We start from the raw sequence: 25857 nt of genomic DNA on the forward strand, positions 1-25857 counted from the left end.
CCCATCGATCCGCGAGGCCCCATGACTCACTCAGCGACCCATCCATCCAAGCCGGTCCGGCAGTCCATCGCCCTTGACGGTACCGTGTACGAAACCACGCTCACGAAGAAGTACGCCCAGCGGAAGCCCTTCGCGCCGAAGGATCCCAGCCGGCTGACAGCCATCATCCCGGGCCTCATCCTTGATCTCCTTGTGAAGCCCGGCGACCAGGTGCGCAGCGGCCAGAGCCTGCTGGTCCTCGAAGCCATGAAAATGCAGAACCACATTGCCGCCCACGACGCGGGGACCATCAAGGCCATCCACGTGGCCTCGGGCGACACGGTCACCAAGGGGCAGCTGCTGCTGGAATTCCAGTAGGCGGCCCAGGAGCGCGACGGTCGGCCGGGTTGCGAAAAGTACACAGCTTTGTATACTTCGACCCTTCCCCGAGGTTCCCATGCTCCCCTCCTGCTCCTTCCGCGCCTTTGGTCTGGCCTTGGCCCTGACGCCTGCGGCCATGGCCCAGACCGTGGCCTTCACGTTCGACGACGGTCCCAAGCTGGAAGCCACGCCCCGCCTGAGTCCCACCCAGCGCAACGCGGCGCTGCTGGCGGCCCTGAAGCAGCACCAGGTGCAGGCGGCCCTCTTCGTGACCCTGGGCAACGGAGCGGACAGGCCCGAGGGCCTGGCCCTGGCCCGGGCTTGGGGCGAGGCGGGCCACCTGATCGGCAACCACACCGTCACCCACCTGGATCTCGACGCCGCCGCCACCACCTTGGCCAGCTACGAGGGCGAAATCCAGTCCTGCGACCGGGTGATCAGGACCCTGCCGGGCTACCGTCCCTGGTTCCGCTTCACCTTTCTCCGGGAAGGCAACACGCCCGAGAAGCGGGACGGCATGCGGACCTTCCTCCAGGCCACCGGCTACCGCAACGCCTACGTGAGCCTCGACACCTCCGACTGGCGCCTGGACGAAGCCATGCGCAAGCACCTGGCCCGGCACCCCGACGCGGATCTCGCCCCCTTCCGGACCGCGTACCTGGCCCACCTGCGGCAGCGGTCCGAAGCCTACCGCGACCTCTCGCGGAAGCTGTTCGGCCGGGACATCCCCCAGGTGGTGCTGCTGCACCACAACCTGATCAACGCCCTCTTCCTGGGAGACGCCCTGCAGCAGTTCAAGGCCATGGGCTGGACCTTCGTGTCCCCCGAGACCGCCTTCCAGGATTTCATCTACACCCTGACGCCCCAGCGCCCGGCCCCCGGCCAGAGCCTGCTGCTCTCGGCCGCCCGCAGCCTGGGCTACCGGCCCGTGGGCTGGGAGCGGCTGGTGGACGACGGCGAGGCCGACATCCAGGCCCTGGTGAAGCAGGGTGTGCTGCCCGCCGCGCCTTGATCGCCCGCGCGCGGACTCCGGCCTTCGGGACTTACACAGTGTCAATGGCCCTGGGCTTGTGACGCCGATTTCTTGTGGATTTCTCGGGCTCCTGGTTACCCTTCGTCCTTACCAATTGGAGGCTCCCATGGCCGTCAACCTCAAGGGACGAAGCTTTCTCACGCTGATGGACTTCACCCCCCTGGAGGTGCGCTACCTGCTGGACCTCTCGCGGGACCTGAAGGCCAAGAAGCGCATGGGCCTCCATGGCGAGGCGCTGAAGGGCAAGAACATCGTGCTGCTCTTCGAGAAGACCAGCACCCGCACCCGCTGCGCCTTCGAGGTCGGCGCCCTGGAGGAAGGCGCGCACGTCACCTTCCTGGATTCCGCCAGCTCCCAGGTGGGCAAGAAGGAATCCATCGAGGACAGCGCCAAGGTGCTGGGCCGGTTCTACGACGGCATCGAGTACCGCGGCTACAAGCAGGAAGTGGTGGAGGCCCTCGCCAAGCACAGTGGCGTGCCGGTGTGGAACGGTCTCACGGATGTCGACCACCCCACCCAGATCCTGGCGGACTTCCTCACCATCGAAGAGCACGTGGCCAAGCCCCTGAACAAGGTGAAGCTGGTCTTCTGCGGCGACATCCGCAACAACATGAGCTACGCCCTGATGTACGGCGCCGCCAAGACCGGCATGCACATGGTGGCCCTGGGGCCCAAGGACCTCGCTCCCGATCCCGCCGTGCTGGCCGCCGCCCGCAAGGCCGCCGAGGAGACCGGCGCCACCATCGAGGTCACCGATGACGTCGCCGCCGCCGTGAAGGGCGCCGACGTGCTCTACACCGATGTCTGGGCCAGCATGGGCGAGGAGGACCAGATCCCCCAGCGCGTGAAGCTGCTCACGCCCTTCAAGGTCACCATGGAGATGGTCCAGAAGACCGGCAACCCCGACGTGAAGTTCCTCCACTGCCTGCCCGCCTTCCATGACTTCGAGACCAAGCTGGCCAAGGAGATGAAGGAGAAGGGCCACGACATCCGCGAGGTGACGGACGAGGTCTTCCGCAGCCGCCACAGCGTGGTCTTCGACGAGGCCGAGAACCGCATGCACACCATCAAGGCCGTCATGGTGGCGACCATCGGGTAGGTTTCCGTCAGATCCTTTCATCAGGGAGAATCGGCCCCGTTCGGGGCCGATTCTCCCTGTGAAGTGCTATGGTGGGACCACCCATCCCACGGAGGTTCCCATGCGCGCAGCCCAGCTGTTTCTCGTTCCTGTACTCGCGGCCCTGTCCCTGGCGGCCCAGGAGCCTTCCCTCTCCGGCGCCTGGGCCCAGACCAGGGCCGATGACATCGCCGCGGCCATCGACGCGACTGTGAAGGACATGAACTTCATCAAGCGGCCCATCGCCCGCGGGCGGCTCAAGAAGCTGAACCCTGCCTACCGGAAGGTCACCATCACGATCACCGACAAGGGCGTGGCCGTGAAGCTGGACGACCGGGCCCCCATCCTCATGCCCGCCGGCGGCAAGGCCGCGCCCTGGACTCGCGAGGACGGCGAGAAGTTCATGGTGGCCGCCCAGGTGGGCAAGGACCAGCTCGTCCAGACCTTCAAGAACGAGGACGGCGAGCGCACCAACCTCTTCAAGCTGAGCCCCGACGGCAAGTCCCTGACCCTCACCGCCACGGTGAAGAGCCCCCAGCTGCCGAAGCCGCTGACCTATTCGATCCATTTCGGCCGCTAGGAGCCGTTCGACGGCCCGGGCGGCTTCGGGAGGTGGCGCATGAGACACCCCGCGCCGTTCGCCGTGGCTTCCGTGATCATCCTCCTGGCCTCGTGCCGTCCGGCGGCGCTGGCCCCATCCGCCCCGGACACGCCGGATACCCGGACGGTGCTCAGCTTCCTGGAAGCCTATGGTCGTAGGGACCTCGACGGGATGATGCGGTGCCTGACCGAGGACGCCGTCTTCCAGGGATCCGGCGGGACCCTCGCGAAGCCACAGATCCGGGCCTTCTTCCAGGCCACCTTCCGCAAGCACCCCGACCTCCGCGTGGAGGTCGGGGCGCTGACGGTGGTCCAGGGCGCGATCCAGGCCCGCGTCAAGGTCCAGACCGATGCCATCTGGGCGGACACCTGGATCTTCGAGATGCGGGACCATAGGATCCACGCCTATTCGCTCGCCTCGGGGAAACGCTAGGCCGGCGGGCCGGGCAAAGCCCGAACCGGAGGCCGAAGGGGGTCCATGGACGCGATGACCGAGGGGGACCGGGAACTCCGGGAGCGTCGCTGGGCTCTCCTGGCCCTCACGAGCGTGGGGGCCTTCATGACGCCCCTGGACGGCTCCATCGTGTCGGTGGCGCTCCCCCGGATGGGGCCTCTGCTGAACCTCAGCTTCGCGGCCTCGCTGTGGGTGCAGGCCGCTTATCTGCTCACCATCGCCGTGCTGCTCATCCCGGTGGGGCGCCTGGCGGACCAGCGCGGCCGCGTGCCCTTCTACCTGGCCGGCACGGTCTGCTTCACCCTGGGCTCGCTCATGGCCGCCCTCAGCCGCAATGACGTGACGCTGATCCTCGCAAGGATCGTCCAGGGCGCGGGAGGCGCCCTCCTGTCGGCCACCTCCGCGGCCATCGTCACCGCGGCGTTCCCCCCCGAAGAACGCGGCCGGGCCCTGGGCCTCAACGTGATGGCCGTCTACCTCGGCCTCAGCGTGGGGCCGCCCCTCGGCGGCCTCCTCGTGGACCGGTTCGGCTGGCCCTGGATCTTCCTGGTGAACCTGCCCATCGGCGCCGTGGTCTTCCTGTGGGGCTGGCGTCTCCTTCCGCGGCGCGCCGTCCATCCCCCGCGCGGGTCTGTGGCGAGGCTGGACGTGGCGGGGGCGGCCCTGCTGGCCGTGGCCCTGGCCGGGCTGCTGGTGCCGCTCACCTTCGCGGCGGAATGGGGTTGGCGCGCCCTCCGGACCTGGGGCCTGCTCGGCCTCGCGCTGCTGGCCATGGCCGCCTTCATCACCCGGGAGCGGAAGGCTCCAGCCCCCCTGGTGGACCCGGGCCTCCTGCGGCGGAACCGGCTCTTCGCGGCGGCCAATCTCGCCGCGCTGCTTAACTACATGGCCCTCTATGCCATCGCCATCCTCACCGCCGCCGAGCTCCAGCTGGTGCAGGGGCGTTCCGCCCGGTCGGCAGGCTGGATCATGCTGGGACAGCCCCTCATGCAGGCCGTCCTGAGCCCGCTGGCCGGGCGCCTCAGCGACCGCTTCGGCTCCCGGCTCCTGAGCACCGTGGGCATGCTGCTCACAGCCCTGGGCATGGGCCTGCTCGCCCTCCTGGGGCGGCGGCCGGAGGTCTTCCCCATCGTCGCGGCCCTGGCCGTGGTGGGCGTGGGGCTGGCGGCCTTCAGCGCGCCGAACACCAGCGCGATCATGGGCAGCGTGAGCCGGGACCAGCTGGGCATGGCCAGCGCCTTCGTGAGCACCATGCGGGTGACGGGGCAGGCCCTCAGCGTCGCCATCCTCGGCGGCATCGCCGCCAGCCACCTGGGCCCCGGCGGCTGGCGGCTGCTGCTCCGCGCGGGCGGATCACCGGAAGCGGCGGCCGCCTTCGCCTCCGGCTATGCCGCGGCCATGGCCACGGGCGCCGGGCTGGCGCTCCTGGGGGCCTGGGCCTCCCTGGTGCGCGGACCGGCCCGCGAGCGGCAGGCTGGAACCCAGGGTGCCTAAGCGTGCCTAGCAAAACCCGGTGGCAGGACTCACTTGGTCAGCATGACCGTGTCCAGCTCCCGCCCCTCGGCGTCGAGCTGCCTCAGCTTCAGCCTGCGTCCGTCCACGTCCAGCACCGTGAAGGAATGCCGGTCGGAGACGAAGGCGCGGGTCCAGGGCTGCCAGCTGGCGCGGACATCCGTCTGCCAGCGATCGTAGAGCTCGGCCCCGCCGGCGCCCGTGACGACGTGGATGACACCCTTCGCTCGGGTGATCGTCTTCCCATCGAAGGCCTCGTCGACGGTGAACGTGCCCTCCACCGGCCTGCCCCGGGGTCCCACCTTCGTGGGCGTGAAGCGGAGTGGGGCCGTGCGCTGGTAGTTGTGGACGTGGCCGGCCAGCACCAGGTCCACACCGTACTTCTCGAGGAGGGGGCTGATGGGGCGCATCCACTGGTCATCCATGTGGCTGCGGGAGCTCTGGAACAGGGGGTGGTGGAGGGCCACGATGCGCCAGGTGGCGGCCTTCGCGGCCTTCAGGTCGGCCTCCAGCCAGGCCCTCAGGACTGGGCTCGCCCAATCCGCATAGACGTTGGAATCGAACACGGTCCAGTGGACGCGGCCGTAGTCGAAGCTGTAGCTGGCCATGCGCGGAAAGGCCGGGCCCGCGGCGGCCACCATGGCGTCATGCACGCCGGCCACGACGGGGGCGGCGCCTGGCCCGCCGGGCTCCAGGGCGGGCCCGTTCAGAGGCAGGGACCAGTAGGCGAAATAAGCGGCCGCATCCGGAGCGCGGCGGAACGGCACATCGTGGTTCCCGGGCACGCCCAGGAAGGGCACCTGCGCCATGAGCGGGCGGGGGCCGCCGTTGTAGACCGGGAAGAAGCGCTGGCGGTACTCGGAGGCCAGGCCCATGCCATAGACCAGGTCCCCGACAAGGAGGACCGCATCCGGATGCGCTCCCGCCACGGCCTGCGCGATAGCCGCCTGTTCCCTCGACCCGTCCGCCGCATCCCCGAACACCACCATCCGATGGGCGCCCGGCTTGCGCACCTGCGCCTGCGCCTCGAACACCACCGCGCCATCCCGCGTCACCCGGTAGGGCACGCGGGCCCCCGGTGGGAGGTCCCTCAGGGTGGCCCGGTAGATGCGGTGGGCCGGCAAGGGGGGCGCGTCCAGCCGCCGAAAGGCCGGCGCCTGGGGCTTCCACCGGCCTCCGGCCTTCACCTCCACGCTCCAGGCGGCGTCGCGGTCCTCCGTCTGCCACAGCAGGTCCAGCCGGTCCGCGGCGGCCGCTGTCGGGGCATCACCCAGCTGCAGGTAGGGCTGCACCAGGAAGGCTTCCTGAGCCCGGAGGAGCGAGACAAGCAGGAGGGGGATCGGGAGGCGCATCCCTCCAGGGTAGAAGGTCCCCAAAGGAGGCTCCAGGCGATCCGGGCCTTGCCTGCGCCCAGGAAGGCCTTATGATCCAAGCGCCGGCCGTCCTCGCCTGGCTGTCCCGCCACTGGAGGTCGTATGCCCAAGCCCTTGGCCTCCCTCGTCCCGAGCATCGAGAAGCGGGAATGCACGTGGACCGAACTGCAGGAGCGACTCGCCCGCGCCCACCAGCGGCGGATCCTGCCCACCGTCACCATCTCCAGGGAGTTCGGCTGCCAGGGCTATCCCCTGGCCCTCCACCTGAAGACCCTCCTCGACGACGTGACGGGCCTGCCCTGGACCATCTTCGACAAGGCGCTGGTGGATCAGGTGGCCTCCGACGAAAAGCTCTCCCGGGAGCTCCTGGGCCACCTCGGAAACGAGAGCCACGCCCAGGACGTCCTCCGGACCCATTTCGGCTTCCTCACCCACGACGACGCCTACGCCAAGGTGGTGCAGCACCTGGTCCCCATCGCCATGGCCGGCGGCGCGATCATCGTCGGGCGGGGCGGGGCCGTCGTCTGCCAGGACCTGAAGAACTGCTTCCATTTCCGCCTGGTGGGCAGCTTCGACTTCCGGGTCCGGTCCATCGCGCGCCGCCTCGAGATGCCCATGGAGGACGCTGCGGAAGTGGTCCGGATCCAGTCCAAGCTCCGGGAAAAGTTCATCAGCGAATGCCTGCACACGGACATCACCTCCTTCCACTGGTACGACGCCGTCTTCAACAACGGACGACAGCGGGTGGAAAGCATCGCCCAGGCCTGCCTCCGCCTCGTGGAATGCGGCTGGCCCGATCTGAAGGGCGGCTACAAGGCCGGTCCCGCCCACCCGACCCTGGTCGGCTCCTGAACCCGCTGTGACGGGCCTCCTCCGGACATGGAACCGGGCGCCGACGGCGCCCGGTTCTGCAGGGGGGAAGATTCGAGGCTAGTGCGCGCCCACCGCGGACAGCAGCCGCGAGCCCTGGGCGTAGCAGGTCTTGTGGGTGATGTGATGTTCGAACTCATGGCGGAACTTCTGCAGCGCCGAGTCCATGGGGCCGCAGGCGGCGTCGCCCAGAGGGCAGAGGGTGCGGAGGGCGATGCGGGGGGTGAGGCCGGCCAGCAGGTCCAGGTCCTCCATGCGGCCCTCGCCATGCTCGATGCGGTAGAGGACCATCTCCATCCAGTTGCAGCCCTCGCGGCAGGGCGTGCACTGGCCGCAGCTCTCGTGGGCGTAGAAGCGGATGAGGCGCAGCGTGGCCTGCACCATGCAGGTGTCCTCGTCCATGCAGATGAGGCCGCCGGAGCCGGCCATGGAGCCGCGGGCCTTCACGGTGTCGAAGTCCAGCGGGCAGTCGAAGTCCTTCTCGTCGAACATGGGAGCGCTGGCGCCGCCGGGGATGATCGCCTTGATCTTCTTGCCGGTGCTGGAGCCGCCCGCAAGCTCGTTCACGACGAAGTCCATGGGCGTGCCCAGGGGCAGCTCGAAGAGGCCCGGGCGCTTCACGTGGCCGCTGACGCCGAAGATGCGGGTGCCCGTGTTCTTGGGGGTGCCCAGCTTGGCGTACTCGGCGCCGCCCATGCGGAGGATGGGCGGCACGGCCGCGAGCGTCTCCACGTTGTTCACGGTGGTGGGCTGGCCGAAGGCGCCCTTGGCCGCCGGGAAGGGCGGCTTCACGCGGGGCTCGCCGCGGCGGCCTTCCAGCGAATTCAATAAGGCCGTCTCCTCGCCGCAGATGTAGGCGCCGGCGCCGCGGTAGACGAGGATGTCGTAGTCCCAGCCCGTGCCCAGGATGTTCTTGCCGAGGTAGCCGGCGTCGCGGGCCTGCTGGAGCGCGGCCTCCAGCTTCTCGATGAGCCAGAGGAACTCGCCGCGGATGTAGACGAAGCCCAGCTTGCACTGCATGGCCCAGCCGCCGATGATCATGCCCTCGATGAGCTGGTGCGGGTTGTATTCGAGGATGGCGCGGTCCTTGAAGGTGCCGGGTTCGCCCTCGTCGCCGTTGCAGACCAGGTAGCGGGTGAACTTGCGCTCAGGCGTGTCCTTGGGCATGAAGGACCACTTCAGGCCGCAGGGGAAGCCCGCGCCGCCGCGTCCGCGGATGCCGGAGGTCTTCATCTCCTCGACCACGGCCACGGGCTCCAGCTTCAGCGCGGCCTTCAGGGCCACGTAGCCCTCGTGCTTCTGCTCGTAGACCTTGAGGTGCCAGTTGTCCAGATCCCCCGCGCCACGGAGCATCAGGTTCGGGAACTTGTCCGTGCCGAAGCCGGGGAAGGTGTAGATCTGGGGATCGGGCTTGGTTCGGATGGCGGCCATGGATTCCCCCTACTTCGCCCAGGGGCGGTAGTCGCCCCGCTTGCAGGCTTCCATCACATCGAGGAGCTTCTTCTCGTCGACGAACTCATCGTAGACGTCGTGGTTCACCTGCACGCAGGGGCCGCTGCCACAGCCGGCGAGGCACTCGACCTCCTCCACGCTCCACATCCCGTCGGCGCTGGGACCCTGGCCGGGCTTCACCCCGGTCTTCTCGCAGACCTTCTCCAGCAGCTGGGCGGCGCCGCGCAGCGCGCAGCTGATGTTGGTGCAGACCTGGAGGTGGAACTGACCCACCGGGGCCTTCTGGTACATCGTGTAGAACGTGGCGACACCGAAGACGTGGCCCTCGGGAATGCCGATGGCCTTGGCCACAGCCTTCATGGCCGACAGGCTCACGAAGCCGAACTCGCGCTGGGCGATGTGCAGGGCCGGCAGCGTGGCCGCGAGCTTGTCCGGGAACTTGACCATGAGGGCCTGGATCTCCGCCAGGGCCTCGGGGCTGAATTCCTTCCGTTCGGATTCCGGCAGCCGCTGGCCCGGGGCCAGGGGCTCGTTCGAGGTCTCAGGAGGCAGAGGATGGTTCATGGGCGCGCTCGCATGAAGGGCCAGTTTAGCCCAAAGACGCTGGGGGGCACCGGGGTAAACCCCTGTGCCCCCCATCACGAAACGGGATGTCTGGTTACTTCTTGGCGGCCGGAGCGACCTTGCCGGCTTCGGCGTTCAGGCTGACGGCGACGGTCTCGCCGATGACGCCGGGGAAGGTCTTGATGCCGTACTCGTTCCGGTTGAGGCTGAGGGCGCCGTCGATGAAGCCTGCCACCACGCTGCCGGGCGCCATGCCGGGCTGGGTCCCCGCGTTGGTGATGGGGAAGGTGATCCGCTTGGTCACGCCGTGCAGGGTGAAGTCGCCGGTGATCTCCAGCTTGCCCTTGGCCACTTCCTTCACCGCCGTGCTCTTGAAGGTGATGGTGGGGTACTTCGCCACGTCGAAGAAGTCGGGGGACTTGAGGTGCTTGTCCCGGGCCTCGTTGTCCGTGGTCAGGCTGGCGGCGTCGATGGTGACATCCACGCTGGACTTGCTGATGTCGGCGGTGTCCACCTGGATGGTGCCTTCGAACTTCGTGAAGCGGCCGCTGACCTTGGCGAGCAGGTGGCTGACCTTGAAGCTCACCTCGCTGTGGACGGGGTCGATCTTGTAGGTGTCCTGACCGGCCAGGGCGGGCACGGCCGCCAGGGCGAGGGTGGCGAGCAGGGTGCGGAAGGGGTGTCGCATGGAGCCTCCAGGGATTAGGTGTTTCACCATGCAATTCAGTCTAGGCACTTCTAATGAAGTTGCAACACCTTTTTTGAAAAAATCATGTCAATCTTGGAGCAGCCGGAGCAGGACCATGCACATCCAGGAAGAACTCCAGATCACCAAGCCCCTCGAGCCGGGCCACGAGGTGGCCCTGGCGATCCTCCTGACCCGGGAATACGTGGCGCGCCTCTTCGACCAGGCGCTCTACGAGCCGGAGGACCTCTCCGACCAGCAGTTCAACGTGCTGCGCATCCTCAAGGGCGGCGGGAAGGACGGCTACCTGGTGAAGGACATCCGCTGCCGGATGATCTACCGGTTCGCGGACGTGCCGCGCCTCGTGAACCGCCTGGAGGCCCGGGGCCTGGTGAAACGCTGCGAGAACCCGGCCGACCGGCGGGGCAGCCGGGTCCAGATCACGGCCAAGGGCCTGGCCCTGGAGGCCCGCATGCACGACCGCCACCAGGCCCTCAGCCAGCAGGTGGACCGCTGCCTCTCCGTGGAGGAGCGCAACCAGCTCCTGACGATGCTGGAGCGCCTGCGGGACGACTATCGGACCCAGCTGGAGAGCCTGGGCAAGTAATCGGCAGGCGGCGCGTCAGCGGTCGAGCTCGCCTGCGATGACGCTCACTCGGCGCGCCGCGCCTCGCCCTCCGGGCGGTGCCTGCGGCACCGCGGGACTCGCTGCGCTCGTCCTCATGGCCCCCAGTCCGGCACCGGGCTGCGCCCGGTCGCCGTCCTCGGCGCGTCAGCGGTCGAGCTCACCTGCGATGACGTTCATGGCGCCGAGGACGGCGACGGCGTCGGCGATCAGGCAGCCCTTCACCTGCTCCTCGAAGCTGCTGAAGATGGGCAGGCAGGGGGGGCGGACCCGGATGCGGTAGGGGTTCTTGCCGCCGTCGCTCACGATGTAGAAGCCCAGCTCACCATTGGCGGCCTCGGTGGCGCTGTAGATCTCGCCCACCGGCATGTCGATGCCGTGCATGATGAGCTTGAAGTGGTGGATGAGGCTCTCCATCCGCGTGTAGACCTTCTCCTTGGGCGGCAGGGCCACCTTGTAGTCGTCCACGATGACCGGGCCGGGCTCGAGGCGGTCCAGCACCTGGCGGATGATGCGCAGGCTCTGACGCATCTCCTCGATGCGCACGAGGTAGCGGTCGAACACATCGCCGGTGGTGCCCACGGGGATGTCGAAGTCGTAGGTCTCGTAGCCCAGGTAGGGCTGGGCCTTGCGGAGGTCCTGGGGCACGCCGGCGGCGCGCAGGCAGGGGCCCGTGTAGCCGCTGTTCACGGCATCCTCGGGGCTGATGGCGCCGATGCCCTTGGTGCGGTCGTACCAGATGGGGTTGTGGGTCAGCAGGCGCTCGCACTCGTCCACGGCCGCTTCGCACTCCACCAGGAAGCGCTCGGTCAGGGGTGCGAACTCCGGGGGAATGTCGCGGAAGAGGCCGCCGATGCGGGTGAAGCTGGTGTGCAGGCGCTGGCCCGCCGCCATCTCGAACAGGTCGTAGACGGTCTCGCGCTGCTTGAAGAGGTAGAGGAAGGCGGTGAAGGCGCCGATGTCCACGGCGTTCACGCCCACGCAGACGATGTGGTCGGCGATGCGGGCCAGCTCGGAGACCAGCACCCGGATCTGCTGGGCCCGCTTGGGGATCTCGATGCCCAGCAGCTTCTCCACGGCGCAGGCGTAGCCCACGTTGTTCATGATGGAGCTGCAGTAGTTCAGGCGGTCGGTGAGCGGGATGAACTGCTGGTAGCTGAGGCTCTCGCCCAGCTTCTCGACGCCGCGGTGCAGGTAGCCCATCTCCGGGGTGGCCCGGATGATGGTCTCGCCCTCGAGCTCGAGGACGATGCGCAGGGTGCCGTGCGTGGTGGGGTGCGAGGGGCCGAAGTTGACGATCATGTGATCGCCGTCGAGCTGCTGCCGGGAAAGGGCGATGGAATCCATGGTCATAAAGTCCTCAGCCCCGGGCCCGTTCGCCGTTGTTGTAGGGAGCCGTACAGCCTTCCATGCAGAAGGGATCGCCGCCATCCAGGGGGAAGTCCTTGCGCAGGGCATGCCCCTGGAAGTCGTCCCAGGTGAGCAGGCGCTTCAGGTTGGGGTGGCCTTCGAAGCGGATGCCGAAGAGGTCGAAGACCTCGCGCTCGAACCAGTCGGCGGTCTTGAAGCGGCCGGTCAGGGTGGGCATGGTCTCGCCGTCGGCCACGGGCACCTTCACCCGCAGGCGCTCCTGGCTGGCGAGGTTGAGCCAGTGGTAGACCACGTCGAAGCGCCCCACGCCCTGGGTCCCCGGCCGCTCGGGCCAGTCCACGGCCGTGATGTCCACCAGGAGCTGGAAGCCCTCGCGGTGGAGCAGGTCCACCAGGGCGAGGAGGTTCCCCTTCGCCACCACGATGGTCTGGTCGCCCCGGAAGTCGTGGCGGTCGGTGATGGCGCCCGGCAGCTGTGCGTCGATGTGCTCGATGATCATGGTCCGTCCCGCCTAGAAGATCGTGCCCGCGCCGTGTTCGGCCGCGTCCAGCAGCATCTCGCGGATGGTCTGCTGGCCCGTGAGGCCCTTTTCGGCCTGGAGCGCGTCCTGCCGGGCCAGGCTCTCGTAGAACCGCGCGATGTGGTCCTTGCGCATGGAGAGGGATTCCTTCTCGATCTTCTCCTGCAGCTTCATCACGCCGTAGAGCATGCTCTCGGGCCGGGGCGGGCAGCCGGGGACGTAGACGTCCACGGGGATCACCCGGTCCACGCCCTGGAGGGTGGCGTAGGTGCGGTACATGCCGCCGGAGCTGGCGCAGACGCCGAAGGAGATCACCCACTTGGGCTCGGCCATCTGGGCGTAGATGGTGCGCAGCACGGGCGCCATCTTGTTGGTGACGGTGCCCAGGATCATCATCATGTCGCTCTGGCGGGGACTGAAGCGCATGGCCTCGGCGCCGAAGCGGCTCATGTCGTACTTGGACGCCTGCATGCTCATGAACTCGATGGCGCAGCAGGCGGTGCCGAAGGGCATGGGCCAGAGGCTGTTCTTGCGGCCCCAGTTGACCACCGCATCCAGGCGGGTGGTCACCACCGCGTCGTTGATGTTCATCTCGGCCATGGTCAGTGCTCCCACTCGAAGGCGCCCTTGCCCCAGGCGTAGATGAAGCCCACGAGCAGGGTGGCCATGAAGCTCAGCATGGCCGCGAAGGTCCACAGGGCATGCTTGAAGGTCACGGCCCAGGGCAGGAGGAAGGCGGCTTCCACGTCGAACAGGATGAACAGCATGGCCGTCAGGTAGAACCGCACCGAATACTTGTGCCGCGCTCCGGGCTGCTGGATCGGCACGCCGCACTCGTAGGGCCGCAGCTTGGCCTCCTGCGGGTTGGCGGGCTTGAGCAGGGCCAGCGCCTTGCCCGACAGGAAGAGGATGGCGATGGCCGTCACGGCGGCGACCAGCAGCAGGATCAGGACCGGCAGGAAGGGCGATGCGGGATGGGCCATGGCGCTCTCGGGCGGAGGGTTCCGCGAGGATCCAGCTTAGCGCCCTTTGCGGATCCCGAAACCGTGCCAATATCACAACCCCACCGGGCCCCCGGGTTGAGGATAGAATCACCACTTCCACTGATCTGCCGGGATTGTCATGAGCGACCTCAAGCTGCGCGTCAAAGAGATGATCATCGAGCGCCTGAAGCTTGAGGGCCTGGCCCCGGACCAGATCGAGGATCAGGCCCCCCTCTTCGGAGACGGGCTGGGGCTCGACTCCATCGACGCCCTGGAGCTGGTGCTGGGCATCGAGCAGGTCTTCGGCGTGAAGATCGAGGACGAGGCGGCGGGGATGAAGGCCTTCAAGTCCGTCCAGGCCCTCACGGACTTCATCGCCGAGCACGCCAAAGCCTGAAGTCCCGCCCATGGACATCCTGGCCCACCTCCCGCACCGCGCGCCCCTGCTCCTCGTGGACCGGCTGCTGGAGCGGGAGCCGGGCCTGCGGGTGGTGGCCGAAAAGCTCGTCACGGCCGGAGAACCTTTCTTCCAGGGCCATCCCGCCGGCCGCGCCCAGGTCCCCGGGCCCCTGCTGCTCGAGATGCTGGCCCAGGCCGGCGGCTTCCTGGAGGCCGGAACCCTCCACGGGGCTTCCATCTTCCTGGCGGGCGTGCGGGACGCACGGTTCCACGCCCCAGCCTTTCCCGGAGACCGGCTGCGCCTGGAGGTGGCCGCTGAGGGCGCCTTCGCCGGGCTGATGCGCCTGCAGGGCACCGCGAGTTGCGAAGGGCGCGATCTCTGCACGGCGACCCTGCTGGTGAAGCGCCTATGAACCGGGTGGTCGTGACGGGCCTGGGCATCGTGAGTTCGCTGGCCCTGGACCGCGAAGGCACCTGGTCCGCCATGCTTGACGGGCGGGACGGCCTGGGGCCCCTCACCCGCCTGGATCTGCCGGCGGAACCGGCCCAGGTCGCGGGCCAGGTGGCCCTGGAACCCCTTCGGCACCAGACCCTGTGCGAGGCCGCCGCCCTGCGGGCCCTGGCGGAGGTGCTCAGCAGCTTCCAGTCCGGGGGCGATCCGGCCCGCATCGGCGTCTTCCAGGGCGCGGGCACCAGCGGCCTGCCTGTGGCCGAGGCCTATCTGGAAGACCGCCTGGCCGGGCGTCGCGGCCGGGCCGCGGAGCCCGCCTACCAGAGCCCCTGCACCGTCACGGACGCCCTGGCCCGGATGCTCGGCGCCGAAGGCCCCCGGAGCACCCTCATGAACGCCTGCTCCTCCAGCCTGCTGGCCCTGGGCCAGGCCTGGGAGCGTCTGGCCGCCGGCGAGCTGGACCTGGCCGTGGCCGGAGGCGCCGAGGGCCTCTGCCGTACCACCTATGCCGGGTTCTCCTGCCTCAAGGCCGTGGATGCCCGGAAATGCCGCCCCTTCAGCCGGGACCGGGCGGGCCTCAACCTGGGCGAGGGCGCCGTGCAGATCCTGCTGGAACCCCTGGACCGGGCCCTGGCCCGGGGGGCGACGATCTATGCCGAAGTGCTGGGCTACGGCGCCAGCATGGACGCCCACCACGCCACGGCGCCCCACCCCGAGGGCGAGGGGGCCGCCCGGGCCATGGCCATGGCCCTCCGCACAGGCCGGCTGGATCCCGCCGAGGTGGACCTCGTGTCCGCCCACGGCACGGCCACCCCGGCCAACGACGGCGCCGAGTGCCTGGCCATCCGCCGGGCCCTGGGCGCGGCCGCCGACGCCGTCTCCGTCACCAGCACCAAGAGCCAGTTCGGCCACACCCTGGGGGCTGCGGGCGCCTTCGGGGCCGCCGCCGCCATCCTGGCCCTGCGGGATCAGGTGGTGAGCCCCACCCTGCGCCTGGAGGACCCCGACTCCGCCTGCGACCTGGACTGCACGCCCCTGGTGGCCAGAGAGCGGCCGCTGCGGGCTGCCCTCGTGAACGCCTTCGCCTTCGGCGGCAACAACGTGAGCTTGGCGCTGCGCCGCTGGAGCGGAGCATGAGCGGCGATCTCGTCTTCACGGGCCTGGGCCTGGTGCTGCCCTGCGGGGACGGCGTCGAGACCGCGGGGGTCGGCCTGGCCTCGGGGCAGCCCTGCTTCGCGGACCTGCCGGAGACGCTGGGCCTGGGCCAGGGGGCCGCCTGCGCCGCGTTCAACCCGGCTGGCATCATCCCGCCCATGCAGCTGCGGCGCCTGGACCGGACCTCGCGGTTCGCCTGGGCGGCGGCGCACCAGGCCTTCCGCGACGCGGGCCTGGATCCGAAGCCAGTGGGAGACCGCATCGCCGTGGCCGTGGGCACCATGACCGGCGGCAGCGAGGCCAGCGAGGCCTTCATGCGGCCCTACCTCCAGCGGGGGCCCGAAGGGGCCTCGCCCCTGCTCTTCCCCAACACCGTGGCCAACGCCGCCAGCGGCCACCTGGCCCTGGCCTTCGGCCTGAAGGGCCCCAGCGCCACCTTCGTGGACCGGGAGAACGCCGCCCTCTCCGCCCTGGAGCAGGCGGCCCGCTGGCTGCGCGCCGGCCTGGCGGACGCCGCGCTGGTCCTGGGGGCGGACGGCCTCTTCCCCCTGCTCCTCGACATCTGCCGCGGCGCCCGCCTGCTGGCCCGCCACGGCCATCCCGAGATCGGCTCCGGCCGGGGCTTCCTGCCGGGCGAAGGGGCCCAGGCCCTCCTGCTGGAGCGGCGCGACCGGGCCGAGGCCCGGGGCGCCCGCCCCCGGGCCGTCCTGCGGGCTCTGGCCTCCCGGTCCACGCCCGGAGACGGGATCGAGGCCCGGACCCGGGCCCTGGCCGAGGCATCGACCCAGGCCCTCGGTGAGGCCCCCCCGACGCGCTGGATCGGCGGCAGCAACGGGCTGCGCCGGCTCGACGCCCTGGAGGCCCATCTGGCCGCCGCCCATCCGGACTGGCCCGCGGCCCGCTTTCCCAAGGCCCTCTGGGGCGAGTTCGGCGGCTCCGGCGGCCAGCTGCTGGCGGCGGCCCTGCTGGAACCCGCGGATCGCACCCTCGTCACCGCCCCCGCCAGTTCGGGCGCCCAGTTCGCGGCGCTGCTCGAAGGCGTTAGGCTGGAACGACGATGACCCAGCGCGACCAGATCAGCATCGGCAGCCAGTCCATCCTGTGGGTGGCGGGTGTGGGCGTGGGCCTGGTCACCCTGGCCTTCGTCCTGGGCGTGCAGGTCGGCAAGCAGGGCGCCGCCTTGCGCCGCCCCGCCCAGAAAGGCGTGGAGGAGGAGCTCAAGGACCTTCCCGAGCCGCTGGTGGACCAGCTCAAGATCTTCGAGGGCGACGGTCCGGACAAGTTCGTGGCGGCCCCGCGGGTGGACGCCACGGCTCCCAGGCCGGAGCCCAAGACTGAGCCCAGGGCCGAGGCCGCGCCAAGCGGAGGCGGCACCTGGACCCTCCAGCTCGTGGCCACCTCCGATGCGGCCGAGGCCAAGCGCGTGGCCGACAAGGCCAAGGCCGCCGGCTTCGCCACCACCACCCTCAAGGAGAAGGGCCAGCTGAAGGTGCGCCTCGTCAAATCGGCGGATCGCGCCGTCATCGACAAGACCGCCGAGAAGCTCAAGAAGGCGGGCTTCAAGCCCTTCGCGGTGAAGGCGGAGTAGCCCTCACGGCTTGGGCCCTCAAAGTTCAGGCCCTCACGGTTTGGGATAGACGCGGATACCCACCCACTTCTTCTCGGTATCGCCTGCGGCGATACGCGAGACACCGCTCGCGCCCCAATTACCCGTCTTCGGTTCAGGTCACGGTTTGGGATAGACGCGGATACCCACCCACTTTTTGAGAATCACCTTGCCCGGCGCGAAGCCGCGGGGCTTGCTGATGTCGGCGATGCGGGCGAGGTGGACCTCCACCTTGCCTCCGTCGCGGGCCTTGCTGTGGTAGGCGGCCAGCTCGGCGGCGCGCTCCAGCACATGGCGCGGCAGCTCGCTCAGCTTGTCGGGGTTGCGGATGACCACGTGGCTGCCCGGCACGCTGGCCACGTGCAGCCAGAAATCCGTGTTGTCGGCCACCTTGAAGGTGAGCTGGTCGTTCTCCGCGTCGCCCTTGCCGATGAGCACCTCGAAGCCGTCCACCATGACGCTGCGGAAGGCCGTGCCTTTGCCATCCTTGCGTTTCGCCTCCGCTCCGCCCATCCGCTTCGTCCCCTTGCCCTTCGCCGAATCCTTCGCGTTCTTTTGTCTCGCGAGGGGCGGCTCCGGCGCAAGGCCCGCGGCCTCGGCTTCCATCCGCTTCGCCCACGCGGCCCGCTCGCGGGCCAGCTCCGCCTCCAGTTCCCGCACCCGCGCCAGGCCGCGCTCCGCCTTCTTGGCCGCGGCGAACCAGGTCTGGATGGCCGCTTCGGCGGGACGTCCCTCCGGCAGCGGGATGCGCGTCCCGTCCAGGAGCACGGCCTCGCCGGTGGCCCCCTTGAGGCGATAGAGCTCCGCGGCCAGGCGCTGGGCCTGGGCCTTGAGGGGCAGGATGGCCTCGTGCTTCGCCCGGTCCCGGGCCAGGGCCTGGCCCAGGCGGTCCATGCGCGCGACCTCCGCCTGGCGCTTCCGCTCCGCCGCCGCCTGGGCCGGCGCCAGGATCAGCGCCTCGGCCCTGGCCGCGGACCAGGCGCGGTGCCGGTCCAACAGGCCCCCTTCGCCCTCGAGGACCTCGGGGATCTCCCCGGCCACGGCCCGTTCCAGGTCCGCGCCCCAGCGCTCCCGCCAGCGGCGGAGGGGGGGCGGATCCTCGGAGGGTTCCGGCGGGGCGGCGGGAAAGGGGGTGCCAAGGCCCAGGCGCGGAATCGGCACGTCCAGACCGTCCGCCCGGATGCCGGCCCGGCCGGGAATGGCCTGGAAGGCCAGGCGCAGGGTCTCCAGGCGTCCGGTGATGGCCCGCCGCTGGAAGACGAGGCCCAGCCAGCGTTCCCGGGGATCCCCCTCCACGGCCTTCAGCCTCGCCCCCTGGAGCCAGGGGCCCCAGAGCTTCCCGCTGTCCTTCGGGGCCTCGGCCTGGAGGCGCGTCCAGGCGGGATGGCCCGTGTCCAGCAGCCAGAGTTCGGGCCTGGGCTGAAGCAGCAGCACCCACCCCTCGGCGGCCTTCCTGCCCGCCCAGCGCAGGCCCAGGGCCCGGCTTGAAGCCCAGACGGCCTCCACAGGCAGCTCGCCCCGTTCCCGGAGCCACGTCCGGCCCAGGGCCAGGATCAGGGGTGCATCCACGGACTCACCTTTCTCTGTTCTTTCCACCCGACGGTGGCCATCATGGGGCAGCCTCCCCGTCCAGCATCCCATGTCTGGCCCCAGGAAGGTCCCTACCTCCGCCCTCATCCGGCTTTCCTCCACAACCTGACGCTGGACCCATGACGATTGCCGCTGCCAAGGCCGCCAAGACGCTCCAGGTGCTCCTGGTGGACGACAATCCCATCCAGCTGAGCCTCCTGCATCACCTCTTCCAACGGCACGGACACACCACCCTCGAGGCCAAGAACGGCGCCGAGGCCCTCATCGTCCTCGCCACGGAATGCCCGGACGTGGTGGTGAGCGACTGCGTCATGCCCCTCCTGGACGGCTACCAGCTCTGCCGCCTGCTGAAGGACGACCGGGCCACGCGCAACCTGCCCGTGCTCCTGCTGACGGCCCAGGGCGTGGGCCTGGCGCGCTTCTGGGCCAAGACCTGCGGGGCCGACCGCTTCCTGGTGAAGGGGCGGGACCTTGACCATGTGGTGGAGGCGGCCACCTCCCTGGTGGAGCAGACCGACCGGCTGCGGCCCCTCCCGGGGACGCCCCGGCTCGCCCAGGAGAACTTCGGCGTGGATGCCATCCAGCGCCGCCTGGCCATGGCGCTGGAGCAGCGCGTGGTGGAGACGGCCCTGCGCGACTCGATCTCCCGCCTCTACACCGTGGAGCACGACACCCTGCGGCTCATCCGCGGGTTCATCGAGATCCTCCAGGAGCTGGTGCTGCCCGGAGCCCTCCTGGTGTCCTACATGGGCGAAGAGGGGACCGTCTGCCACGGGGCCCACGGCACCTCCGCCAGCGAGGAGGACCGCCGGGCCCTCGAGACCGCCGTCCTTCAGTTCTCGCCCTCCGGGGTCCCGGCCGAGTGCCACTGGCACCCCGTGGATGATGGGGAGGAGCGCCGCCGCACCCTCCGGGACCCGGTGATGCGCGTGATGCCCGCCCTCATGCCCGGCTATCCGGCCGTGGGTGCCCTGGGCTTCTTCGCCGAGCGCCGTTCTGTCGAGGAGTACGAGCGGCTGTTCGAGATCGCCAACGAGGAGCTGGGCCGCCTCCTCACCCTGGAGGACTCCCGCCTCCGCCTCTACCACCAGGCCATCCGCGACCCGCTGACGGGCCTGTTCAACCGGCGCCACATCCTCGACATGCTCAAGATCGAGGTGGATCAGTGCGGCCGGTTCGGACAGAGCCTGTCCGTGATGCTCATCGACCTGGACCACTTCAAGGCCGTGAACGACCGCTTCGGCCATGCCACCGGCGATCAGGTGCTCAGCGTCATGGCCCAGCGCATGTCCTTCGCCCTGCGCAAGGTGGACCAGCTGGGCCGCATCGGCGGCGAGGAGTTCCTGGCCTATGGGCCCCAGACGGAGCTGGAGGGCATCCGCGCCCTGGCGGAGCGGCTCCGGGAGCAGGTGACCCTCGAGCCCCTTCCGGGCCTTCCCAAGAACGACCGCGTGACGTTGAGCATCGGCCTGGCCACCTGGGAGGGTTCCGCGGACACCCTGGAGCGCCTGCTGGCCCGGGCCGACAAGGCCCTCTACAAGGCCAAGGCCGCGGGCCGGGACCGCGTCATCGGCTGACCCGCCGAGCAAATCGGCCCGCTTGACAGCGCCGGAATCGCCATTCCATGATTCCATACGCTTCCGTATGGAGATCTCATGGCCGAGCTTCCGCAGGACCAGTCCGCCTCACCGGATCTCACCGAGCGGGTGGCCCGCCTGGAGGCCCAGGTGGCCTGGCTCCTCCAGCGCCAGCAGGCGCCCGTGCCGCCGCCCGCCGCGCCCAGGCCCCGCAAAGCACCCGCCGCCGCGCCCCGCAAGCCGCTTTCCCCGGTGGTCTGGATCGCCGGCGCGGCAGCTTCCATCTTCCTCGTGGGGGCCATCTTCTTCTTCCACTGGGCGATCCAGCAGGGATGGCTCGGGGCCGAGCTGCGCTTCGCCCTGGGGCTCCTGGTCGGCGCCGCCATCGCCGGCGTCGCGGGGAAGCTCATCCTCGGCGAGGGGCGCCGCCTGGGCGTGGCCCTGCTCCTGGCGGGCCTGGGCACCCTGCAGTTCACCTTCCGGGCCGGGGCCATGGCCTACCACTTCTACCCTGCCACCCTGGGCCTGGTGGCCGCGGCCCTGGTCACGCTGGTGGCCGGCGGCCTGGCGGCACGGGGCCGCAGCGGGGGCGCCCTGACCGTGGCCCTGGTCTCCGGCCTCGCCGCGCCGCTGGTCTTCAGCCAGGGCGGCCACCACGAGGTGGCCCTGGCGATCTACCTGGCCGTGCTCATGGCCGCGGCGCTGGCGGTGCCCTACCTCGCCAAGGCCGGGGAAACCTGGCACGGCGCCCGCTGGACGGCGCTCATCGGCACCTGGCTCCTGCTGCTCTCCGCCTGCGCCGAGGTGCTGAAGGCCGATGCTCCGGCCCTGGCGGGCCTGCTGGCCCTCCATCTGGCCCTGGCCGGAGGCTGGGCCTGGCTGCCGGGACGGGAGGAGAAGCCGGGCACGCCGACCGTGCTCTGGCTGGTCGCCTCGATCCTGGCCACCACGTACGGCGGCCTGGTGTGGAAGCGCCTGGACCTCGCGCCCGAAGCCTTCGCCGCGCCGGTGCTCGTCCTCGCCGCCCTGAACCTGGCCCTCGTGAAGCCGCTGCGCCGCCGCCTGGGCGGCCGTCAGGCGGATTGGGGCCTGTTGGCGCTGGCGGCGGGGCACCTCGCCCTGGCGGTGCCCGTGGCCCTGGCCTGGCGCTGGGTGGGCCCCCTCTGGGGCGTCTTCGCCCTGGGTCTGGCCTGGGCCTCCCGGAAGGCCGAGGAGGGCGAGTTCGCGCAGGAGGCCACCGCCCTGCGCTGGCTGGCGGCGGGCATGGCGCTGCTCACCACCTTCCGCTGGGCGTTCCACGGCCTGGACAGCCTGTTCTTCCACGGCAGCGGGTCGGTGCCCTTCCTCCATGCCGCCTTCTTCGAAGGAGCCCTGGTCTCCGCCGCCTGGTTCCTGCTCACGCGGCGCGGCGGCCCCCTGGGCATGGTCTCGTTCCTCGCCCTGGAGGTGACGGCCAACGTGACCCTGGCCTTCGAGGCGGCCCGGCTGGTGCAGTGGCTCCAGACCCCCGCCCCGGCCGGCTGGGGCCCCTCCCGCGCCGCCTCCATCGCCATGACGCTGGTGTGGGCCCTGTCCGGCGCCTGGCAGTGGATGCGCGGCCTGGGCCAGCGCGACACGGCCCGCCGCGCCCTGCTCGCCGCCGGCTACGCCTGGATGGGGATCGCCAGTTTCAAGCTCATCGTGTCGGATCTCGACCGCGCCGACACCCCTCTGCGCGCCCTGGCCTTCCTGGGGGTGGGGGCCATCGGCATGGCGGCCGCCATCCTCGCCCACCGGCACCATCCCGAGGGGAACGCATGAGATCCATTCGCCTGATCGCTCCCTTGGGTCTCCTCCTGCTCGGCCTCGCCTGCGCCCGCGAAGACGCCGGAGCCCTGCGCCGCAGGCCCATCCCGGCGCCATCCGCCAGCGGGTGGGCGCGCCTGCCCCTGGACGCGGACGCCCAGCGCCAGATGAAGGGCGCCTGGATCGGTGATGCGGAGGGGCGGAGCGTCCCCTTCCTGGAGGCCCGCGAGGGGCTCTGGGAATCCCGCACCCTAGCCCTGGACCACCTGCTGACCGGGCGGGACGCGGAAGGCCGGCCCACGGCCGAATTCTCCCTGAAGCTCCCCGAGGGCTGGCGGGTGGGCGAGCGGGAGACGCTGGAACTCGACTTCGACCTCGATGGACGCGCTCCCTGGGTGGCCCAGGTGAAGGCTGAGCGGCGACGCGAGGACGAGGGCGACGGCGGCGCCTTCATCGCCTACGACGCCTCCGCCTCCATGCACCTCTACGACCTGTCGCCCTCGGGCCACCGGCACACCCTCCACCTCCCCTGGGACGGCCAGCGCTACCGCATGACGCTGCTGGCCTCGCAGGGAGAGGCCCCGCGCATCCGCGGCCTCTCGGTGCGGGCGGAGACCCGGCCTGAAGCCCTGGAAGCGGAGCTGGCCCTCGAGGGCGCCCTCGCCCCGCAGCCGGACCGGCCGCGAACCTGGCGGCTGACGCTGCCCGACACGGAGCGCATCGTCGGGCTCGACCTGGTGCTGGCGCCGCCCGCCGCGCCCCTCGCGCCGGAAGTCCGGTTGGGAGAGCGGGCCGAGACGGAGCGGTCCGGGATGGCGCAGACGATGGTGCAGACCTGGACCGGCGGCGACCTCGTATGGAACCTCCCGGCCCTGGGCACGCGCTCCAGCCGCATCGCCCTCGCGCCGGCGCTGGCGAAGACGCTCACCCTGACCCTGCCTGACGGCGCCACGCCCCAGCACGTGCGCGCCCTGGTGCGGCGGCAGACCTTGATCTTCCCCGTGGAGGCGGGACAGGCCTACGCCCTCCACCTGGGGGGCGAGGCCAAGCCCGCGCCCGGCAGCCTGGGCGCCCTGCCCTCCCTCCAAGTCCTGACCGCCGCCGCCCCCCTGGTCCTCGGCGCCAGCGAGCCCGATCCCCAGGGCCTTCCCCGCCGGATCGGCGCTGACGAGCGCGCCCGGCCCTGGATGCCCTGGGTGGCGGGGGTGGCCGTGCTGGTCCTGGCCGCCGTCGCCTGGAAGCTGCTGAAGCAGACTCCCACCGCATGACGCTCCGCGCCGTCTTGCCCGCGGCCCTCTCGCTGGTGGGACTCGCATGCCGCTCGCCCCTGGCCGACCTGCGGCCGGGACCCGGGGGGCCGGCGCTGGCCCTGGCGGTCCATGTCGAAGACCACAGCCGGAAGCTCGCCCGCCTGAAGGAGCCCGATGGAGAGGCCGACACGCCCGAGTCGCGCGGGGCGGCCCTCGAGGCCCAGCGCGCGGCCTTCGAGGCCGACCTGCGCGCCGAGGCCGCGGCCCGGAGCCTGCGCCTGGATCCGGCCTCGGACCTGCGCCTGGACCTGACCATCACCAGCCTGGGCGAGGTGCGGATCAAGTACATCGCCTGGGGGATCGCCAGTGGGGTGGGATGGGGCGTGGGCGTGGGCGTGCTGGCCCATGACCCGCGGCTGGCCGTGGGCCTCGGGGCCTACGAGCTGGTGGAGGAGAGCGCCTTCTGGATCGGCGGCTCGGTGCTCATGGGCCGCTGGTCCAGCCCCGCAGTGGTGGAGGCGAAGCTCCTCCGCGCCGACGCGGGGAAACCGCTGTGGGAGGAGACCTACCACGTGCTGTGGGCCCGCCGGGAGCTGGGAGCCCTGGCCCCGGCCGAGCGGGCGAAGCGGGAGCGCCAGCTCCAGGCCTCCCTCCGCAAGATCGAGGCGAAGCTCCTCCACGACCTCGAAGCCATTCCCGGCTTCCCCCGCCCCGTCAGCCCTCCGCGGCCCCTGGTGTCGCCGGCCGCAGCTGCACCAGCGCCACCGCCCCCAGGATGATCGCCATGCCCAGGATCTCGCGCGGGCCGAAGGGCTCGTGGAGGATGAGCCCCCCGAGTAGCACGGCCACCAGCGGGTTCAGGTAGGCATAGGTGCCCATCTTCGCCGGTGGCCAGGCCTTGGCCAGGTAGACGTAGGCGGAGAAGGCCAGCATGGAGCCGAACAGGGCCAGGTAGACCGCGGCCCCCACGGCCTTGTGGGTGAGCGGTCCCCGCAGGAACCCGCCGGTGAGGGGCGCGGCCGTGAGCCCGATGACCGCGGCGGTGGCCATCTGGATGCCCACGTTGGTGAGCAGCCCCCCGCCGTGGACGAAGTGCTTGCCGTGCAGCGTGCCCCAGGACCAGATGATCGGCGCCGCCACCAGGGCCGCCAGCCCGCCCGCGTGAACGCGCGCGCCGCCCGAAGGCCACACCAGCACGACGACGCCGGCCAGCCCCAGCAGAAGTCCCATCCAGCCCTTGGGGCCCAGCGGCTGCTTCGCCATGGAGAAGACCGCCAGCCACAGGGGCACCAGCGCCGCCAGCACCGCCGCCAGGCCCGAGGAGACATGCAGCTCGGCCCAGGAGACCAGCGCGTTGGAGCCTCCCAGCAGCAGGGCCCCCACGATCATGAGGTGGCCCACTTCCCGGGCCGGGGGCCAGGGCTCCCGCCGCAGCCGCCCCACCGCCAGGGCGAGCACCGAGGCGAGGGAGAAGCGCGCCGCCACCAGCCCGTAGGGCGTGAAGGACTCCAGGCCCAGCGCGATGGCGAAGTAGGTGGAGCCCCACACCACGGCCACGGTGAGGTAGGCGAGCCAGGCGAGCATCAGGGCGCGTCCATGCCCGCTTCGCGCTCCACGCGGCAGACCCGCAGGTGGAAGGATCCGTACCACCGCTCCCGGCCCAGGCGCTGGGCCACGGCATGCTCGGCATGCGCCTTCCACGCGGCGATGGAGGCCTCGTCCCTCCAGTAGGACACGGTGATGCCGAAGCCCTCGGCGTCCCGGGCGCTCTCCACGCCGAGGAAGCCGGGCTGCGAGCGGGCCAGCTCCACCATGCGGTCGGCCATGGCCCCGTAGCCCTGGTCGCCCGGGGTGCGCTGGCTGCTGAAGATGACGGCGAGGTAGGGCGGCTCGGGAGTTCGCGCGATCACTTCTTGGCCTTCTTCCCCGCGGCGTCGCCCGCCGGGAAGGGGCTGGGGCCGGCCTTCTCCCAGTGGGTCTCCAGCACGATGGTGGTGCGGGTGGTCACCATGGGCCCCAGGGCGCGGATGCGGCGCAGGCGCTCGGCGATGCCCGCCGGCGTGTCAGCCACGACCTTCAGCATGAGGGCGTCCTCGCCGGCCACCGTGTGGGCCTCCAGGATGTCCGGCTCGTCCTCCAGCGCCTTGATGAAGCGCTGCTCGATGGCCTCGTTGTTGTCCTTGTAGCGCACCGCCACGAAGGCCACGTTGGGCTTGTTCACGGCCGCCGGGGCCACGCGGGCGGCGTAGCCCGCCAGGATGCCGTCGGCTTCCAGGCGCTTCACGCGGTCGATGATGGTGGGGCGGCTCACGCCCAGCCGCTCCGCCAGTTCCGCGTGGCTCATGCGGCCCTCCTGCTGGAGCAGGGCCACCAGGCGCCGGTTCAGATCGTCTTCCATCAACGTCTTCGCCATGCTGGACTCCGGGAATGGGGTTGATGAGAATCATTGAACACTGTGCTAGATGGTTCGGCAATACGGATGACAACCCGTAAATGGCCCATGCCGAGGTAAAATGCAGGCAGAG

At 70.4% G+C, this 25857-nt stretch carries 29 protein-coding genes; 17 read left to right on the plus strand and 12 right to left on the minus strand.

From position 1 onward, the window contains the following. The first annotated feature begins 21 nt into the window (after nucleotides 1-21). The 6 genes from MLE42_RS07255 to MLE42_RS07280 all read left to right on the plus strand — a co-directional run bounded on the left by MLE42_RS07255 (nucleotide 22) and on the right by MLE42_RS07280 (nucleotide 5058). A complete protein-coding gene (locus MLE42_RS07255) occupies nucleotides 22-357 on the plus strand; it encodes an acyl-CoA carboxylase biotin carboxyl carrier protein subunit (protein ID WP_243287215.1) in 336 nt (111 codons plus the stop codon). A 79-nt stretch (nucleotides 358-436) separates the two neighbouring features. Next, on the plus strand, nucleotides 437-1372 hold the full coding sequence (locus tag MLE42_RS07260; RefSeq protein WP_243287216.1) for a polysaccharide deacetylase family protein: 936 nt from the start codon (nucleotides 437-439) through the stop codon (nucleotides 1370-1372). Between the two features lie 127 nt (nucleotides 1373-1499). After that, nucleotides 1500-2492 carry an ornithine carbamoyltransferase gene (gene argF / locus MLE42_RS07265; protein ID WP_243287217.1) on the plus strand — a complete coding sequence of 331 codons (993 nt, stop codon included), beginning with the start codon at nucleotides 1500-1502 and terminating at the stop codon, nucleotides 2490-2492. A 100-nt stretch (nucleotides 2493-2592) separates the two neighbouring features. After that, nucleotides 2593-3090 carry a hypothetical protein gene (locus MLE42_RS07270; RefSeq protein WP_243287218.1) on the plus strand — a complete coding sequence of 166 codons (498 nt, stop codon included), beginning with the start codon at nucleotides 2593-2595 and terminating at the stop codon, nucleotides 3088-3090. A gap of 39 nt (nucleotides 3091-3129) precedes the next feature. Continuing rightward, nucleotides 3130-3543 carry a nuclear transport factor 2 family protein gene (locus MLE42_RS07275; protein WP_243287219.1) on the plus strand — a complete coding sequence of 138 codons (414 nt, stop codon included), beginning with the start codon at nucleotides 3130-3132 and terminating at the stop codon, nucleotides 3541-3543. Between the two features lie 45 nt (nucleotides 3544-3588). Next, entirely contained in the window at nucleotides 3589-5058 is a 1470-nt protein-coding gene (locus MLE42_RS07280) for an MFS transporter (RefSeq protein ID WP_243287220.1), read from the plus strand. 29 nt (nucleotides 5059-5087) lie between these two features. Here MLE42_RS07280 and MLE42_RS07285 read toward each other — a convergent pair whose 3' ends face one another. Then, nucleotides 5088-6428: a metallophosphoesterase gene (locus MLE42_RS07285; RefSeq protein WP_243287221.1), complete on the minus strand. Its 1341-nt coding sequence runs from the start codon at nucleotides 6426-6428 to the stop codon at nucleotides 5088-5090. 123 nt (nucleotides 6429-6551) lie between these two features. Here MLE42_RS07285 and MLE42_RS07290 point away from each other — a divergent pair, with 123 nt between their 5' ends. Continuing rightward, nucleotides 6552-7301: a cytidylate kinase-like family protein gene (locus MLE42_RS07290; RefSeq protein ID WP_243287222.1), complete on the plus strand. Its 750-nt coding sequence runs from the start codon at nucleotides 6552-6554 to the stop codon at nucleotides 7299-7301. Nucleotides 7302-7379: 78 nt separating this feature from the next. Here MLE42_RS07290 and nuoF read toward each other — a convergent pair whose 3' ends face one another. From nuoF to MLE42_RS07305, 3 genes are all read right to left on the minus strand, one after another. Beyond that, on the minus strand, nucleotides 7380-8750 hold the full coding sequence (gene nuoF / locus MLE42_RS07295; protein ID WP_243287223.1) for an NADH-quinone oxidoreductase subunit NuoF: 1371 nt from the start codon (nucleotides 8748-8750) through the stop codon (nucleotides 7380-7382). A gap of 9 nt (nucleotides 8751-8759) precedes the next feature. Continuing rightward, nucleotides 8760-9335, minus strand: coding sequence for an NADH-quinone oxidoreductase subunit NuoE family protein (locus MLE42_RS07300; RefSeq protein WP_243287224.1), 576 nt, complete (start codon nucleotides 9333-9335; stop codon nucleotides 8760-8762). A 94-nt stretch (nucleotides 9336-9429) separates the two neighbouring features. After that, nucleotides 9430-10023 carry a YceI family protein gene (locus MLE42_RS07305; RefSeq protein ID WP_243287225.1) on the minus strand — a complete coding sequence of 198 codons (594 nt, stop codon included), beginning with the start codon at nucleotides 10021-10023 and terminating at the stop codon, nucleotides 9430-9432. Between the two features lie 115 nt (nucleotides 10024-10138). Here MLE42_RS07305 and MLE42_RS16070 point away from each other — a divergent pair, with 115 nt between their 5' ends. Further along, nucleotides 10139-10627 (plus strand): MarR family winged helix-turn-helix transcriptional regulator, encoded by a 489-nt coding sequence (locus MLE42_RS16070; protein WP_275975769.1) that lies wholly within the window; start codon nucleotides 10139-10141, stop codon nucleotides 10625-10627. 165 nt (nucleotides 10628-10792) lie between these two features. On the opposite strand, the gene nuoD is transcribed toward MLE42_RS16070, so the two are convergent. The 4 genes from nuoD to MLE42_RS07330 are packed head-to-tail and all read right to left on the minus strand — an operon-like array spanning nucleotide 10793 to nucleotide 13519. Next, on the minus strand, nucleotides 10793-11947 hold the full coding sequence (gene nuoD, locus MLE42_RS07315; RefSeq protein ID WP_420843087.1) for an NADH dehydrogenase (quinone) subunit D: 1155 nt from the start codon (nucleotides 11945-11947) through the stop codon (nucleotides 10793-10795). 58 nt (nucleotides 11948-12005) lie between these two features. Beyond that, nucleotides 12006-12515: an NADH-quinone oxidoreductase subunit C gene (locus tag MLE42_RS07320; RefSeq protein WP_243287227.1), complete on the minus strand. Its 510-nt coding sequence runs from the start codon at nucleotides 12513-12515 to the stop codon at nucleotides 12006-12008. A gap of 12 nt (nucleotides 12516-12527) precedes the next feature. Next, on the minus strand, nucleotides 12528-13136 hold the full coding sequence (locus MLE42_RS07325; RefSeq protein ID WP_243287228.1) for an NADH-quinone oxidoreductase subunit B: 609 nt from the start codon (nucleotides 13134-13136) through the stop codon (nucleotides 12528-12530). Nucleotides 13137-13138: 2 nt separating this feature from the next. After that, nucleotides 13139-13519: an NADH-quinone oxidoreductase subunit A gene (locus tag MLE42_RS07330; protein WP_243287229.1), complete on the minus strand. Its 381-nt coding sequence runs from the start codon at nucleotides 13517-13519 to the stop codon at nucleotides 13139-13141. A 139-nt stretch (nucleotides 13520-13658) separates the two neighbouring features. Between MLE42_RS07330 and MLE42_RS07335 the strand changes: the two genes are divergently transcribed. The 5 genes from MLE42_RS07335 to MLE42_RS07355 are packed head-to-tail and all read left to right on the plus strand — an operon-like array spanning nucleotide 13659 to nucleotide 17112. Continuing rightward, nucleotides 13659-13916 carry a phosphopantetheine-binding protein gene (locus MLE42_RS07335; protein WP_243287230.1) on the plus strand — a complete coding sequence of 86 codons (258 nt, stop codon included), beginning with the start codon at nucleotides 13659-13661 and terminating at the stop codon, nucleotides 13914-13916. Nucleotides 13917-13926: 10 nt separating this feature from the next. Continuing rightward, a complete protein-coding gene (locus tag MLE42_RS07340) occupies nucleotides 13927-14331 on the plus strand; it encodes a 3-hydroxyacyl-ACP dehydratase FabZ family protein (protein ID WP_243287231.1) in 405 nt (134 codons plus the stop codon). Continuing rightward, the gene (locus tag MLE42_RS07345; RefSeq protein ID WP_243287232.1) at nucleotides 14328-15506 is read left to right on the plus strand and encodes a beta-ketoacyl-[acyl-carrier-protein] synthase family protein; all 1179 of its coding nucleotides are present in this window, start codon (nucleotides 14328-14330) and stop codon (nucleotides 15504-15506) included. Before MLE42_RS07340 ends, MLE42_RS07345 begins: the two co-directional genes overlap by 4 nt. Continuing rightward, complete coding sequence (locus MLE42_RS07350; protein WP_243287233.1) at nucleotides 15503-16585, plus strand: beta-ketoacyl synthase N-terminal-like domain-containing protein; 1083 nt, start codon at nucleotides 15503-15505, stop codon at nucleotides 16583-16585. The genes MLE42_RS07345 and MLE42_RS07350 overlap by 4 nt, the downstream gene beginning before the upstream one ends. Further along, nucleotides 16582-17112 carry an SPOR domain-containing protein gene (locus MLE42_RS07355; protein ID WP_243287234.1) on the plus strand — a complete coding sequence of 177 codons (531 nt, stop codon included), beginning with the start codon at nucleotides 16582-16584 and terminating at the stop codon, nucleotides 17110-17112. The genes MLE42_RS07350 and MLE42_RS07355 overlap by 4 nt, the downstream gene beginning before the upstream one ends. 138 nt (nucleotides 17113-17250) lie before the next feature. Here MLE42_RS07355 and MLE42_RS16280 read toward each other — a convergent pair whose 3' ends face one another. Further along, complete coding sequence (locus MLE42_RS16280; protein ID WP_243287235.1) at nucleotides 17251-18699, minus strand: NFACT RNA binding domain-containing protein; 1449 nt, start codon at nucleotides 18697-18699, stop codon at nucleotides 17251-17253. 140 nt (nucleotides 18700-18839) lie between these two features. On the opposite strand from MLE42_RS16280, the gene MLE42_RS07365 reads away from it, so the two are divergent. The 4 genes from MLE42_RS07365 (at nucleotide 18840) to MLE42_RS07380 (ending at nucleotide 24111) form a co-directional block, all read left to right on the plus strand. Further along, a complete protein-coding gene (locus MLE42_RS07365; RefSeq protein WP_243287236.1) occupies nucleotides 18840-20297 on the plus strand; it encodes a GGDEF domain-containing response regulator in 1458 nt (485 codons plus the stop codon). A 78-nt stretch (nucleotides 20298-20375) separates the two neighbouring features. Next, entirely contained in the window at nucleotides 20376-22097 is a 1722-nt protein-coding gene (locus tag MLE42_RS07370; protein WP_243287237.1) for a DUF2339 domain-containing protein, read from the plus strand. Further along, the gene (locus tag MLE42_RS07375; RefSeq protein ID WP_243287238.1) at nucleotides 22094-23350 is read left to right on the plus strand and encodes a hypothetical protein; all 1257 of its coding nucleotides are present in this window, start codon (nucleotides 22094-22096) and stop codon (nucleotides 23348-23350) included. The genes MLE42_RS07370 and MLE42_RS07375 overlap by 4 nt, the downstream gene beginning before the upstream one ends. Beyond that, entirely contained in the window at nucleotides 23347-24111 is a 765-nt protein-coding gene (locus tag MLE42_RS07380; RefSeq protein WP_243287239.1) for a hypothetical protein, read from the plus strand. The genes MLE42_RS07375 and MLE42_RS07380 overlap by 4 nt, the downstream gene beginning before the upstream one ends. Here the strand turns inward: MLE42_RS07380 and MLE42_RS07385 are convergent. Genes MLE42_RS07385 through MLE42_RS07395 form a run of 3 tightly spaced genes read right to left on the minus strand, consistent with a single transcriptional unit; the run spans nucleotide 24047 to nucleotide 25745 of the window. Further along, complete coding sequence (locus tag MLE42_RS07385; RefSeq protein ID WP_243287240.1) at nucleotides 24047-24916, minus strand: EamA family transporter; 870 nt, start codon at nucleotides 24914-24916, stop codon at nucleotides 24047-24049. The genes MLE42_RS07380 and MLE42_RS07385 overlap by 65 nt on opposite strands. Beyond that, nucleotides 24916-25242 carry an antibiotic biosynthesis monooxygenase family protein gene (locus tag MLE42_RS07390; protein WP_243287241.1) on the minus strand — a complete coding sequence of 109 codons (327 nt, stop codon included), beginning with the start codon at nucleotides 25240-25242 and terminating at the stop codon, nucleotides 24916-24918. The genes MLE42_RS07385 and MLE42_RS07390 overlap by 1 nt, the downstream gene beginning before the upstream one ends. Further along, the gene (locus MLE42_RS07395) at nucleotides 25239-25745 is read right to left on the minus strand and encodes an Lrp/AsnC family transcriptional regulator (RefSeq protein WP_243287242.1); all 507 of its coding nucleotides are present in this window, start codon (nucleotides 25743-25745) and stop codon (nucleotides 25239-25241) included. Before MLE42_RS07395 ends, MLE42_RS07390 begins: the two co-directional genes overlap by 4 nt. Nucleotides 25746-25857: the final 112 nt, after the last annotated feature.

Origin of the sequence: Geothrix terrae, assembly GCF_022808775.1 — a bacterium.
Classification (GTDB): domain Bacteria; phylum Acidobacteriota; class Holophagae; order Holophagales; family Holophagaceae; genus Geothrix; species Geothrix terrae.